This is a genomic window from Mesorhizobium sp. ZC-5 (assembly GCF_025753855.1).
In the GTDB taxonomy this organism is placed as follows: domain Bacteria; phylum Pseudomonadota; class Alphaproteobacteria; order Rhizobiales; family Rhizobiaceae; genus Neomesorhizobium.
On sequence record NZ_JAOWPT010000004.1, the window covers coordinates 114,247 to 127,184 of the forward strand.

Sequence of the window (12,938 nt, forward strand, 5' to 3'; positions counted from 1 at the left end):
ACGCGCCCGAATGCCCATTCGCCCGATCGAAGACATCGACAAGCTGCGCCGCATCAACGAGGCGCTGGTGTCGCGCGTCGAACGCTCGATGGAACAGCAGGGCAACGCCTTTTCGCTGTTCCAGACGGCGATCAACCTGGAAACCCGCGTTCGCACCCGCACCGAGGAACTGCGCGCCACGCTGCGCCATCTCGAACAGTCGAACCTCGAGCTCGTTGCCGCCAAGGAGAATGCCGAACAGGCGAACCTTTCCAAGACCAGGTTCCTGGCGGCGGCCAGCCACGACGTGCTGCAGCCGCTCAACGCCGCGCACCTGTCGATCTCGGCGCTTGCCGAACTGCAGACCGGCGAGGAAGGCCGAAAACTGGTCCGCCAGGTCGAGCGCTCGCTGGAGACGATGGAAGACCTGCTGCGCACCTTGCTCGACATTTCCAAGCTGGACGCCGGCGTGGTGCAGCCGGAAGTCGGCGACGTGCCGCTCGAGCCGCTGTTTTCATCGCTGAAATCCGACTTCCAGCCATGGGCCGCAAACAAGGGACTGAAACTGCGGTTCCGGCCGACCCATGCGGTCGTCCGATCCGACCGCACCCTGTTGCGGCGCATCCTGCAGAACATCATCTCCAACGCCATCCGCTATACCAAGACCGGCGGCGTGCTTGTCGGCATGCGTTATCGCGGGACGGTACTCAGGATCGACGTCGTCGATACCGGCAGCGGCATCCCCAACGACCAGCGCCTGGCCGTGTTCGAGGAATTCCACCGCGGCACCGTTACCGCCGACAGCGATCTTGCCGGCGGGCTGGGCCTCGGCCTTGCGATCGTGCGCCGCATGGTCGACGCGCTCGGCCACCGTGTCGACTTCTCCTCCGTGCTTGGCCGCGGCACGGTCTTCCACATCGACGTGCCGCTGGCTTTCGGCGCCCATGCCGAGCTTGTCGCCGCGTCGAACGAGCCCGAGAAACCTCGCGGCTATGGCCTGTTCGGCACCAAGGTGCTGCTGATCGAGAACGACGATGCCGTCCTGGAGGCCATGAAGCTCCTGCTCGAACGCTGGCGCTGCGACGTCAGGGCTGCGACTTCGACGGACGATGCCATCGACGCGCTTGGCGACACCGGCTGGGTGCCGGACGTCATCATCGCCGACCAGCACCTCGATCATGGCGATCTCGGCACCACGACGATCGTCGAGGCGCGCGACTACCTGCAGCGGCAGGTGCCGGCGCTGCTGATCACCGCCGACGCATCCGAAACATTGTCGCGCACGGCGCGCAGCGGCGGCATCGAACTGATGCGCAAACCGGTGAAGCCGGCGCAGCTGCGCGCGCTGCTGGCGCATTTGTTGGCGTGAAAGAGGGAATAGTGAATAGTGAGTAGTGAGTAGTGAATAGGAAGGGTCTGCCCCCATTTTCACTACTCACTACTCACTATTCACTATTCACTATTCGCTTCTTCAAAATCCCGCCTGCTCCCGAAACAGTTCCGCATTATCCAGCTTCGACACCTCGATGACGGCCTGGGTGCGGCTGTAGACGTTGAGCTTGCGCAATATCTCCGAGACGTGCGCCTTGACGGTGGTCTCGCCGACCTGCAACTCGTAGGCGATCTGCTTGTTGAGCAGGCCCTGACGCAGCATCTGCAGGACGCGCAACTGCTGCGGCGTCAGCGTCGCCAGGCGGCGAACCATTTCGGCACGGTCGGCGCTCTCGGCATCCGGGGCCTGCCCGCCGTAGTTGACAGGCACATGGATGGCGCCTTCCATCACCGAGCGGATCGCGTCGGCGAGATCGGCCTTGCGCACCGATTTCGGAATGAAACCGGCTGCACCGTACGACAACGCCTCCGAAATGATCTTCGGCTCCTCATGCCCGGAAACCACCACGATCGGCAGCCGCGGGTAGCGGGTGCGCAGTTGCAGCAAGCCCTCGAACCCCTGGACACCGGGAATGTTGAGATCGAGCAGCGCGAGATCGAACGGCGTCGGGCCTTCGAGCAGTTCCAGCGCCTCGGTGACGGTGCGCGCCTCGACCGTATCGGCATCCGGATAGGTCATCTGAACGGCGCTGTGCAACGCCTCGCGGAACAGCGGATGATCGTCGATGATCAGAAAGCGGGCGGCCTCATTAGCTGCGCTCATCCTGTGACCTGCCGTTTCTTCTCCCGGGCGGTTCTGTCGCCGCCTGCTGATTTCGCGACGCCTGCCTGCGTCGAGACCGGCTTTAGCCGGTCGGCGCAGATTACCGGAGCATCCCGACATCCATTATTGGCAAATAGTACACCGGCTGACGGCTCAGACCAGCATCATCTGACAATGTTACCAGGAGATTGAGCTTCCAGACACACCCTTGCGCCGGAGACAGCAAGGTCGATGACGCCCCCCGACGCCATCGACCCGCCGTTGCGCCGCCGTGCCCCCCAGGCGGCAGATGCCAGATTCCGCTTCGGCAGAAATCAGGTTCTCGTCTGGTATTACCAAATCCTGCAATCTGGTCAAGTACAATCTTAGATGGCAGAGACAACCCGCGCCGGCCGTTTTCCTTTGTTAAATGCAACAAAAACAATGAAGTAGGTTTGTTTTCTCAGCACAGCCACCGGCTCCTTGCCGCCATGATTGAAATACGTTAGAACCCGAAACAAACCTAATTGGTAGAACCAGATGGTCGAACAGCTGGAACGCCTTTAGGGAGGAGCGTGCGTGCCGCACCGTACCGGCACGCGCATGGCAGGTGAATTCTGGAGAGCAAGCACATGCACCTTTCGACGCACAACTGGATGCGCGCTGAACCGCTGGCCACCACCCTGGCCCGGATCAAGAAATACGGCTACGAATCGATCGAGATTTCGGGCGAGCCGACGCAGTACAACATCAAGGACACCCGCGCGCTCCTGAAGGAGCATGGCATCCGCTGCTGGGGTGCGGTGACGCTGACGCTTGGCGAACGCAACCTCGCCGCCAAGGACGAAGGGCAGCGCGCCCGCTCCGTCGACTACGTCAAGAGCGTGCTCACCATGGTGAGCGAACTCGACGGCGAGATCATCACGCTGGTGCCGGCGACCGTTGGCAAGGTGGTGCCGGACGGCACCGAAGAGGAAGAGTGGAAGTGGGTGGTCGACGCGACCAGGGAATGCTTCACCCACGCCAAGAAGGTCGGCGTGCGCATTGCCGTCGAACCGCTGAACCGCTTCGAAACCTATTTCTTCAACCGCGCCGCGCAGGCGCTGGCGCTGGCCGATGCGGTCAGCCCCGAATGCGGCGTCTGCCTCGACGCCTTCCACCTCAACATCGAGGAGGAGGACATGTACGAGGCGATCCGGCTGGCGGGAAAACGCCTGTTCGACTTCCACGTCGCCGACAACAACCGCTTTGCCGCGGGCCTCGGCCAGCTCGACTGGCCGAAGATCATCGGCACGCTGAAGGAGATCGGCTACGACGGCGCCGTGACCAACGAATTCGTGGCACCCGTCGACCGCACCCCGGCCAACAAGTACCCCACCATGGTCGAGCGCAATCCGGTCGACATTCCGCCGGAACAGCTGAAATTCATCCAGGATCACGGCTCCAGCCTGCTCACCGAGGCGTTTTACGCCGACCAGATGCGCATCACGGCCGAAACCATCCTGCCGCTCATCAAGTAGGTGCGCCATTGCTGCTTTCCGACGATCATTCCCTCACTGCTGCGGTGGCGGAACGGCCCGGAGAGGCGATGCGCATCAGCCGGGTGCAGGCCTGGTGGGTGCGCGTGCCGATCGAGACCGGCCGACAGCACAGGAGCGACTTCGGCCAGGTGTCGACGTTCGACGCGGCGATCCTGCGCATCGAGACGTCCGACGGCATCGTCGGCTGGGGCGAGGGAAAGAACGCGGCGGGCAGCGCCGGCACCTATGGCGCGCTGGTGCACCTCATCAACCGCGAGATCGCGCCGCTGCTGATCGGCCGCGATGCGCGCGACATCAACGCGATCTGGGAAATGCTCTACAACGGCGTGCGGCATCAAAGCGCTGCCGCCTCCGGCCATGCGATGCCGCAGCTTGCCCGCCGCGGCCTGACGGTGGCCGCGATCAGCGCCGTCGACATTGCGCTTTGGGATATTCTGGGCAAATCGCTCGGGGTTCCGGTCTGGCAGCTGCTTGGCGGCCGCAAGGCCAAACGCATGCCGGCCTACGCCTCGGGCGGCTGGGCACCGGCCGACAAGATAGGCGACCAGCTGCAATCCTATATCGCCGAGGGCGGCTTCAAGGCGGTCAAGATGCGGGTCGGCGCCATGGACGGCACGCCGCAGGCCTCGGCGGTGCGCGTCAAGGCCGCGCGCGAAGCACTCGGACCCGAAATCGGCCTGATGGTGGATGCGCACGGCACCTACACGGTGGCCGACGCGAAGCGTTTCGCCCATCTCGTCGCCGATTGCGACCTCGCCTGGTTCGAGGAGCCGGTGATTGCCGACGACAAGGCCGGCATGGCCGAACTGCGCGCCGCCTGCAACATCCCGATCGCCGCCGGCGAGAGCGAGGCGACGCGCTTTGCCTTCCGCGATCTCGCGGTGATGCGCGCGGCCGACATCTTCCAGCCCGACCTCGGTTTCTGCGGCGGCATCAGCGAAGCGACGAAGATCGCAGCTATCGCCTCCGCCTTCAACCTGAGGCTCGCGCCGCATCTCTGGGCGGGCGCGCCGGCGTTCTTCGCCGGCCTGCATGTCGCGGCGGCGTCCGCCTCGAGTTTCATCATCGAATATTCGCTCGGCGCAAATCCGATGCTGCATGACCTCATCGAAGAGACGATCGACCTGAAAGACGGTATGATTGCGATTCCCGACGGACCTGGTCTTGGCATCACCGTCTCGGAAAGATTCCTCGAGGCTCATGCGCTGACCGACCAATGACTGAGAAGAACCTGCTGGCCGAGCTGGCATCCTACCTGTTCTCGTTCTCGGATACCGAGACCGGGCGCACGCCCTCGGAGCGCGAACTGGCCGAGCGTTTCGCGGTAAGCCGCGGCCAGATCCGCGAGGCGCTGGCGATCCTCGAAGCCATGCGCATCGTCGAGCGGCGGGCGAAATCCGGCATCTACCTGACCACCCGCGAGGCAAGCGTCGAGGCGCTGGCGCTGTTTGCCAGGGCGGGGCTGCCGCTCGACCCGGTGCGCATCTACGAGATCGTCGAGATCCGCAAGATCCACGAGATCAAGGCCGCCGAACTCGCCTGCGGCCGGGCGACGGAAGAGAATTACGAGCGGCTGCGCGAGATCCTGACGCAATCGGAAGAAAAGATCGCCACCGGCCAGCCCATCTCCCAGGAGGATCGCGATTTCCACCTGGAGATCGTCCGCGCCACCAAGAACACCATGTTCCACCAGATATGCACGGCATATTATGTGCTTGGCGAAGGCCGCCTGCCCGTCTATTTCTCCGACCCGGAGCGCGGCCGGAGATCACACATGGAACACCTTCAGATCTTCGATGCGCTGCTGCGCCGCGACGGCAACCTCGCCCAGGCACTGATGAGCGCCCATTTGCAGGGCGCCGAAAGCTACTGGAAGGGCCTCATCAGCGGCGAGACCGGCAGCGCTGAGGCGGACCTGCAGAATGCCTGAACGCACGAGGATTGTTTCGACGCACGTGCTGCATCCGCGTGCGCGCGCCATGCTGGACGGCGTCGGCGACCTGGTGGTCGCCTCGGCGCTCGATACCGACACCCTGACCAGGGAATGCCGCGACGCCGATGTCGTCATCGTGCGCGCGCCAATGCCGCCGGAGGTTTTCGCCGCGCAGCGCCGGCTGAAGATGGCCGTGCGGCACGGCGCCGGGCTCGACTGGATTCCGATGGAGGCGGCGACCGAGGCCGGCGTGCTGGTCGCCAACGTGCCGGGCGTCAACGCCCGCACCGTGGCCGAGCATGTGCTGTTCGGCGCGATGGCCGTGCTGCGCCGTTTTCGTGTCATCGACCGCGATCTCAGGCAGCGCGGCTGGCTGGCCGGCCGCGAGCACTCCGTCCACACCAGCGAACTTTCCGGCAAGACCATCGGCGTCATCGGCATGGGCAACATCGGCCGCAACGTCGCGACGATCGCCCGGGACGGTTTTGGCCTGACCGTCGTCGCCACCAGCCGCAACGCCGGCAGCCTGCTGGCCGGAATTGCGTTCCGCACGCTCGACGAATTGATGGCCGAGAGCGACATCGTCGCCATCTGCTGCCCCCTGACACCCGAAACGCGCGGCATGATCGATGCGCGCCGCATCGCGCTGATGAAGCCGGCGGCGGTGATCGTCAATGTCGCACGCGGCCCAATCATCGACGACGATGCGCTGATCGCAGCACTGCGCGACAACAGGATCGGCGGCGCCGCGCTCGACGTTTTCGCCACCCAGCCGCTGCCGCTGGAGCATCCCTATTTCGGCTTCGACAACGTCGTGGTGACGCCGCACATGGCTGGCATCACCGAGGAAAGCATGATGCGCATGGGCGTCGGCGCGGTGGAGGAAACGCTGCGGGTGCTCGCCGGCGAGTTGCCGGTCAATTTGCGCAATCCGGAAGTCGTGGAGCGGTACCGGCAAAGGTTTGCGCCGGCCGCCTGACCACGCCGCAGCTTCGCCCCAATTGACGGCAAGGTTGCACTCATGTCCCGCCTGCAACGTTGTTTCCTTGTTGTCCTGGTGCTTTTGGCCAGTCCCGCTGCGGCCAGCGCCGCCAGCAGCAGCTACGTCTACTGCGACAACGGCCTGCGCTGCGTGAAGGCGCCCTGCCCGTCGAACAGCGCGCTGGACGTTTCGACCGGCGAGGTCATCAAGGGCGTGACGATCGATGCGGAGCGGCTGCCTCCCGGCGACCGGGATGCGCCGGATCTTGCCGAGGCGCTTTATTCGGGACGCGTGGTGGTCCGAGGCAGCATGGAAGTCCGAACCAGGACGATCACCGGCAAGGAGTACAAACTGCCCTATCTCGTCGCTGCCGGCATCGAGCGCGACGCCAGGGAAAGCGAGCGGAAGCACTGCTTCGCGCGCTGATCCGCGTTCACCGCCTGAGAACCGCCTCCACCGCCGCCGCAATGCGCAGCAGACGGCGGTCTTCGCCGTTTCTGGCAAACAGCATCAGGCCGGCCGGCAACGACGCTCCAGGCATCGGCAACGAGATCGACGTCAGGTCGAACTGGTTGGCGACCTGCGGGTTGCGTAAGAGCATGCCGTCGGTGCGGGTCCACAGCGCTTCGTCGGTAAGATGCGGCGCGATCAACGGCGCCAGCATCGGCACTGTCGGCAGCGCCAGTACGTCGACCGGCAGCAGCCTTTCGTCCATGCGGACAGCAAGTTCGCGGCGCGTACGGATCAGCCGGATGTAATGCGCGGCGGTAACGGCGAGCCGGCGTGTCAGCGGCACCGAGACATGCGGGTCGACGGCGGCGACCTTTTCCGCGTCGGCCAGCCAGCCGGCATGGATTTCGGCAGCCTCAATGCCGGCGAGCGAACCTGCCTTGGTCGCCGCGTTCATTTCGGCGACCAGATCGTCGATTGCGTGGTCGGCGAGCCGCGCGCCGGCGGCCTCAAGCGCCTTCAGGCTCCGGTCGAATACCTCCGCAACGGCCGGTTCGAGTTCTTCCAGCGACCGGCCTCGCGGGATGCCGATCCGCAACCCGGCGAGCGGCAGCGGCAGCAACGGCGAAAACGCCTCCGCCGCCATCACCGCATCAGTGGCGGCGCAATCGGCGACCGAACGGGCCAGCGGGCCGACCGAATCGAGTGACGATGAGAGCGGGAAACAGCCGGTCAGCGGCACGCGCCGTGCGGTCGGCTTGAAACCGACGACACCGTTGAGGGCGGCGGGGATGCGGATCGAACCGCCGGTGTCGGAGCCGATAGCGATGTCGCAAGTGCCGTCTGCCGCAGACACCCCTGCCCCGGACGACGAGCCGCCTGGAATGCGCGCCGGATCGGCGGCGTTGGGCGGCGTGCCGTAATGCGGATTGGTGCCGACCGCCGAGAAGGCGAATTCGGTCATCGCCGTCTTGCCGGGGATGATGGCGCCGGCCTGGCGCAGCCGCCGCACGATCACGGCGTCTTCAGCCGCCGGCGGCGCATCGCGGCGGATGATCGAACCGGCGAGCGTCGGCTCGCCGGCGACGTCGAACAGATCCTTGATCGAGACGACCTTTCCGTCGAGCGGCCCGAGCGACAGTCCGGCCCTGGCGCGTGCATCCGCGGCATCGGCGGCGGCCCTTGCGGCCTGCGGGTAGAGTCTGGTGAAGACGCGCCCCTCTCCGGTATCGGCTTCGAGGCGCACGAGGATGTCTTCGAGGCGGTCGCGGATGGATGTCATGACAACCTTGTCTTTTGTTTCCAAGCGAGATTTGTCTGGCAAGACATAACCCAACAACGACCGGCCGTGTCATGTCATCCGAAACAAACCTCATCTATCCACCGATCAACACACTGAAACCGGTGACGGAAAACCTCTGGATCGTCGACGGTCCGGTCACCCGCTTCGGAATGCCCTGGCCGAAAATGCCCTTTTCAACGCGGATGACGATCATCCGCCTCGGCGGCGATGATCTTTTCATCCATTCGCCGACCCCGCTCACCTCCGATCTCCAAGCGGAGATCGGCAGGATAGGCACCCCGCGCTGGATCGTCGGCCCGAATCGCATCCATTACTGGTGGATACCGGAATGGCACAAGGCCTACCCCGGCGCCGAGGTCTATCTCGCTCCCCGCATACGGGAACAGGCGGGAGATCACATCGACTTCAACACGCTCATCCTCGACCGCGACAATGGCTACCCCTGGGACGCTGAGATCGCCACGCTTCCAGTCGTCGGCAGCTATATGACGGAGGTCGAATTCCTGCACCGCGCCAGCCGCACGCTCGTTCTCACCGATTTCATCGAGAATTTCGAACCGCGCAAACTTGGCTCGATCTGGCTTCTCTGGCTGACCAGGCTGGGCGGCGTGCAGGATCCGAACGGCCAGATGCCGCGCGACATGCGCTACACGTTCGCAAAACAAAGGTCTGAGTTGCGGGCTGCGGTGGAAAAGATGATCGCCTGGAATCCCGATCGCATCATCATCGCTCACGGCCGCTGGTATGCGAAGGACGGTGCGCGGGAACTACGCAGGGCATTTCGCTGGCTGCTGGACTGAAATCCGGCGCCGCGTTGGAATTGCCGCGATTGCCGTCAGGCCGCGTTGGTCTTGACCATGCGCAACTCGCGCTTGCCTGTTCGTTTGGGCGTGGCTGTCGTGCCACCGCGCGTATGCTGTGCGAAATCGGCTATCGGCAAAGGCTTGCCGAGCAGATAACCCTGCATGGCGTCACAGGCTTCCGCGCGCAGGAAACTGAGTTCCGCATCCGTTTCGACACCTTCCGCAAGCACCGGAAGGTTCAGCCCCCGGGCCAGCCCGACAACGGCGCGCATGATGGCGGCCGCCTCGCTGCTGGTATCGACCGCGCGGACGAGCGACTGGTCGACCTTGATCTTGTCGAAGGGAAATGCGCGCAGGTTCGATAGCGACGAATAGCCGGTGCCGAAATCGTCCATTGCGATCTGGACACCGAGGTCCTTGAGCTTGCGCAGCACCATGAGGGCGCGTCCGATATCCTTGATGAGCGACGATTCCGTAATCTCCAGCTCAAGCCGGGACGGATCGAGTCCGGTTTCCTTCAGCACTTCCTCGACCAGTTCCGGCAGATTCCCACCATGAAGCTGTACCGCCGAAACATTGATGCTGACCCCTAGCTGTTTTTTCCAGGTCGCCGCCTCCGCGCAGGCGGCCCGCAACACCCACTCCCCGATCTTCAGTATGGCGCCGCACTCTTCGGCGATCGGAATGAAAACAGACGGCGGGATGGCGCCGCGGGTCGCGTGATCCCAACGAAGCAGCGCCTCGAAGCCGAAAATCTCGTTGGATTGAATGTCGGCCTGCGGCTGATAGACCAGCCGCAACTCGTTGCGTGAGATCGCATGGCGGATGTCGTGCTCGAACTGGCGCCGGTCACGCAGGTGGTCGCCCATCGAAGGTTCGAAGAAACGGTAGCCGCCACGGCCTTCGATCTTGGCCTCGTACAGCGCAGCGTCCGCGTGGCTGAGCAAGGTCGCACGGTCCAGTGCGTCGTTCGGGAATACCGCGATGCCGATGCTGGTCCCGATGGTGACGCCGGCAGGCAGGTTCACGCCGGTCTCGCCGAAAGCTTCCAGAATGGCATCGGTGGCGCGCGTCGCGTAGGCCGGGCTCGGCAGGCCGGGAACGATGACGGCGAACTCGTCGCCACCCAGCCGGGCCACCATCTGATCGGGCTTGAGGACGCCCCTGATCTTCTCGGCGACACACTGGAGCACAGCATCTCCGACGAGATGCCCGAAGAGGTCGTTGGTCTCCTTGAAACGGTCAAGGTCGAGGAAGAGCACCGCCACGCAGCGGTCGCTGTTGCGATGTGCCGCGAATTCGACCTCCAGCCTTTTGTTGAAACTCGTGCGGTTCGGCAGTTTGGTCAGGGGGTCGTGATGGGCGAGGAAATGAATCTCCTCCTCGGCCTGCTTGCGGCCCCTTATATCGCGCACGGCAATGACCTGATGCGGCTTACCAGCATACATGATGTCGTGCCGGATCAACTCCACCGGGATCATGCTGCCATCGGTCGCGCGAAGCTCGACCTCCAGCGGCCGCAGCGCGGCATCCATGAGCTGATCTTCGAGCGCTGCGGGAAAGAAGAAGGCGAGTGAATGGCCGACCGGCTGCGAGCCGTCGACACAGGCAAGCGCGACGAAGCTGTGATTGGCTGCCACGATTTCGGTCTTGTTGTAGACGACCAGTCCCTCGACCGCCGCATCGGCCATGTCCTGCATCCGTGCCGTCTCCCCGGCGCGGCGAAGATCGCGCAGGTCCAGCACTAGGCCGATCCCGGCCAGCAGGATGATCGCCGTCGAGACGAGCGCCACGCCGATCGCCATCCATTCCTTCGGCAGCGCCGCCGCGGAAACGACGACGCGCGGATCCGGCACGATGGCGGCGGCTCCCATAGCGGTGAAATGGTGGCTGCAGATCGCAATCGTCAGAATGAGGGCGCCGTACGCCTTCCATTTGAACGTGTTGGCATGAAGTGCGACCGGCAGCGCGGCAGCACCGAACAGCCCGCCAAGAGCGATCGAGGCGGCGACCAGAGGCAGGTCCCAGACGATGCGGCCCGCAATCTCGAACGCGGCCATGCCCGTGTAATGCATGACGGCAATACCGCCTCCGATGATCATGCCGCCGACCCAGCGTCCGTACCGCATACGCGACGAAGCGCCGATGGCCAGGCCAACCCCGGTCAACACAATCGCGGCGAGCAGCGACACGGTCGTCAGGGCGATGTTGTAGCCGCTCGGCAGGGCCGGCTGAAACGCCAGCATGGCGATGAAGTGGGTGGCCCATATGCCGAAGCCCGTCGCGACCGCGGCAACCGCAAGCCAGATCCGCCGCATCGCATGTCCGCTGAGGTTGACGTGGTGGAGGAGATTGACGGCGGCGAAGGAAGCCATGGCGCAGATCAGCGCCGCCAGCGCGACCAAGCGCAAATCATGCTCGGCCACGATGCAGGTGTAAACCTTGAGCATGCAACTCCCCTATGCCGACACGACATCCACCCGGGGAAAATATACGCTCAAAATTTGAAAAATACTTTAAGAGTGACGCACTAAAGCAATGAAAACAAAATTGTATTAGCTAAGGCATAACACGGAAAACGTGTAGCGACGTGCAGCTACCAAGGGCGAGCCTCAGGCGCTGAAAATGTGCAGGCGCGACCGGAAAAGCCCCGTATCGCTCACAACTAACGGAGATGACCGCGACGTTTGCTCCGACCGGAAAATCAGCCGGCGTGCCGCAGGCTGACGCCGGTGCCCTGGTCGAACAGCACGACCTTGCTTTCGTTCCAGGCGAAACGCACGGCGTCCTCAATGGCGACGGACGTCTGCGCAGGCACGGTGGCGCGCAGCGTCGCGTCGCCGACCCGCAGCGTCAGGATCTTCTCGACGCCGTGGTTCTCCACGTCGTGGACGCGCGCCTCGACCGGCGCGCCCTGCTCGATGACCACATCCTCCGGGCGGATGCCGAAGGTCAGCGCGCGTCCGTCGGTGCCGGCGGCGCCTGCCTTGTAGGGCAGTTCGAAATTGAGCGGCGCCATCACCGCGCGGCCGGAGACGAGCTTGCCTTCGAGCAGGTTCATCGGCGGCGAGCCGACGAAGCTTGCCACGAACGTGTCGCGTGGATTGTTGTAGATCTCGTGCGGCGTGCCGGTCTGTATCAGGCGGCCGTGGTTGAGCACGCCGACCTTGTCGCCCATCGACATCGCCTCGATCTGGTCGTGGGTGACGAACAGGAAGGTCTGGCCGAGATTCATCTGGATGTTCTTGAGCTCGGTGCGCAGCGCCTCGCGCAGCTTGGCGTCGAGCGCCGACAGCGGCTCGTCCATCAGGAAGACGCGCGGTTTCCTGACGATCGCCCGGCCGATCGAGACGCGCTGCATCTCGCCGCCGGAGAGCTTGTCGGTCTTGCGGTCGAGCAGGTGCTCGATGCGCAGGGTCTTCGCCACCCGGTCGACGCGCGCCTTGATCTCGTCCGGCTCGATGCGGCGGATCTTCGGCTTCAGCGGGAATTCCAGGTTTTCGCGCACCGTATAGCGCGGATAGAGCGAGTATTGCTGCAAGACCAGCGCCACGTCGCGCTCGGCAGCACCCCAGTCGGCAACGTCGGCGCCGTCGATGAAGATCTGCCCCTCGTCCGGCTTTTCGAGACCGGCGATGAGGCGCAGCGTCGTCGTCTTGCCGGCGCCGGTTTCGCCCAAAAGGACGAAGAACTCGCCGTCGGCGATGTCGAGATCGAGGTTCCTCAGCGCCGTGTGGGCGCCGAACTTCTTGGTGATGTTTTTCAGCTGGATGTGGGCCATTATCCGATCCTCGGCGCCAAGCTGGAACACCC

The 12,938-nt window shown here is 64.2% G+C and carries 11 protein-coding genes; 7 read left to right on the plus strand and 4 right to left on the minus strand.

The window, feature by feature from the left end; translation table 11 throughout:
• Nucleotides 1-10 precede the first annotated feature (10 nt).
• A complete protein-coding gene (locus tag OHD58_RS12720; protein ID WP_263803723.1) occupies nucleotides 11-1,348 on the plus strand; it encodes a hybrid sensor histidine kinase/response regulator in 1,338 nt (445 codons plus the stop codon).
• Nucleotides 1,349-1,450: 102 nt separating this feature from the next.
• Here the strand turns inward: OHD58_RS12720 and OHD58_RS12725 are convergent, their stop codons facing one another.
• Nucleotides 1,451-2,134 carry a response regulator gene (locus OHD58_RS12725; RefSeq protein ID WP_263803724.1) on the minus strand — a complete coding sequence of 228 codons (684 nt, stop codon included), beginning with the start codon at nucleotides 2,132-2,134 and terminating at the stop codon, nucleotides 1,451-1,453.
• A 611-nt stretch (nucleotides 2,135-2,745) separates the two neighbouring features.
• On the opposite strand from OHD58_RS12725, the gene OHD58_RS12730 reads away from it, so the two are divergent.
• From OHD58_RS12730 to OHD58_RS12750, 5 genes are all read left to right on the plus strand, one after another.
• The gene (locus tag OHD58_RS12730; protein WP_263803725.1) at nucleotides 2,746-3,633 is read left to right on the plus strand and encodes a sugar phosphate isomerase/epimerase family protein; all 888 of its coding nucleotides are present in this window, start codon (nucleotides 2,746-2,748) and stop codon (nucleotides 3,631-3,633) included.
• Between the two features lie 68 nt (nucleotides 3,634-3,701).
• On the plus strand, nucleotides 3,702-4,874 hold the full coding sequence (locus OHD58_RS12735; protein WP_263803726.1) for a mandelate racemase/muconate lactonizing enzyme family protein: 1,173 nt from the start codon (nucleotides 3,702-3,704) through the stop codon (nucleotides 4,872-4,874).
• Nucleotides 4,871-5,584, plus strand: coding sequence for a FadR/GntR family transcriptional regulator (locus OHD58_RS12740; protein WP_263803727.1), 714 nt, complete (start codon nucleotides 4,871-4,873; stop codon nucleotides 5,582-5,584). Before OHD58_RS12735 ends, OHD58_RS12740 begins: the two co-directional genes overlap by 4 nt.
• Nucleotides 5,577-6,566 carry a hydroxyacid dehydrogenase gene (locus OHD58_RS12745; protein WP_263803728.1) on the plus strand — a complete coding sequence of 330 codons (990 nt, stop codon included), beginning with the start codon at nucleotides 5,577-5,579 and terminating at the stop codon, nucleotides 6,564-6,566. Before OHD58_RS12740 ends, OHD58_RS12745 begins: the two co-directional genes overlap by 8 nt.
• A 42-nt stretch (nucleotides 6,567-6,608) precedes the next feature.
• On the plus strand, nucleotides 6,609-6,995 hold the full coding sequence (locus OHD58_RS12750) for a hypothetical protein (RefSeq protein ID WP_263803729.1): 387 nt from the start codon (nucleotides 6,609-6,611) through the stop codon (nucleotides 6,993-6,995).
• Nucleotides 6,996-7,002: 7 nt separating this feature from the next.
• On the opposite strand, the gene OHD58_RS12755 is transcribed toward OHD58_RS12750, so the two are convergent.
• The gene (locus OHD58_RS12755; RefSeq protein ID WP_263803730.1) at nucleotides 7,003-8,301 is read right to left on the minus strand and encodes an amidase; all 1,299 of its coding nucleotides are present in this window, start codon (nucleotides 8,299-8,301) and stop codon (nucleotides 7,003-7,005) included.
• Between the two features lie 71 nt (nucleotides 8,302-8,372).
• On the opposite strand from OHD58_RS12755, the gene OHD58_RS12760 reads away from it, so the two are divergent.
• On the plus strand, nucleotides 8,373-9,122 hold the full coding sequence (locus OHD58_RS12760) for a DUF4336 domain-containing protein (RefSeq protein WP_263803731.1): 750 nt from the start codon (nucleotides 8,373-8,375) through the stop codon (nucleotides 9,120-9,122).
• Nucleotides 9,123-9,157: 35 nt separating this feature from the next.
• Here the strand turns inward: OHD58_RS12760 and OHD58_RS12765 are convergent, their stop codons facing one another.
• Nucleotides 9,158-11,575, minus strand: a complete 2,418-nt coding sequence (locus tag OHD58_RS12765) for an EAL domain-containing protein (RefSeq protein WP_263803732.1) — start codon at nucleotides 11,573-11,575, stop codon at nucleotides 9,158-9,160.
• Between the two features lie 254 nt (nucleotides 11,576-11,829).
• The gene (locus tag OHD58_RS12770; protein WP_263803733.1) at nucleotides 11,830-12,906 is read right to left on the minus strand and encodes an ABC transporter ATP-binding protein; all 1,077 of its coding nucleotides are present in this window, start codon (nucleotides 12,904-12,906) and stop codon (nucleotides 11,830-11,832) included.
• Between the last annotated feature and the right edge of the window lie 32 nt (nucleotides 12,907-12,938).

Bases quoted from the DNA above. Each gene is read 5' to 3' on its own strand.
- OHD58_RS12720 (WP_263803723.1), top strand. From the start codon at position 11: ATGCCCATTCGCCCGATCGAAGACATCGACAAGCTGCGCCGCATCAAC.
- OHD58_RS12725 (WP_263803724.1), bottom strand. From the start codon at position 2,134: ATGAGCGCAGCTAATGAGGCCGCCCGCTTTCTGATCATCGACGATCAT.
- OHD58_RS12730 (WP_263803725.1), top strand. From the start codon at position 2,746: ATGCACCTTTCGACGCACAACTGGATGCGCGCTGAACCGCTGGCCACC.
- OHD58_RS12735 (WP_263803726.1), top strand. From the start codon at position 3,702: ATGCGCATCAGCCGGGTGCAGGCCTGGTGGGTGCGCGTGCCGATCGAG.
- OHD58_RS12740 (WP_263803727.1), top strand. From the start codon at position 4,871: ATGACTGAGAAGAACCTGCTGGCCGAGCTGGCATCCTACCTGTTCTCG.
- OHD58_RS12745 (WP_263803728.1), top strand. From the start codon at position 5,577: ATGCCTGAACGCACGAGGATTGTTTCGACGCACGTGCTGCATCCGCGT.
- OHD58_RS12750 (WP_263803729.1), top strand. From the start codon at position 6,609: ATGTCCCGCCTGCAACGTTGTTTCCTTGTTGTCCTGGTGCTTTTGGCC.
- OHD58_RS12755 (WP_263803730.1), bottom strand. From the start codon at position 8,301: ATGACATCCATCCGCGACCGCCTCGAAGACATCCTCGTGCGCCTCGAA.
- OHD58_RS12760 (WP_263803731.1), top strand. From the start codon at position 8,373: ATGTCATCCGAAACAAACCTCATCTATCCACCGATCAACACACTGAAA.
- OHD58_RS12765 (WP_263803732.1), bottom strand. From the start codon at position 11,575: ATGCTCAAGGTTTACACCTGCATCGTGGCCGAGCATGATTTGCGCTTG.
- OHD58_RS12770 (WP_263803733.1), bottom strand. From the start codon at position 12,906: ATGGCCCACATCCAGCTGAAAAACATCACCAAGAAGTTCGGCGCCCAC.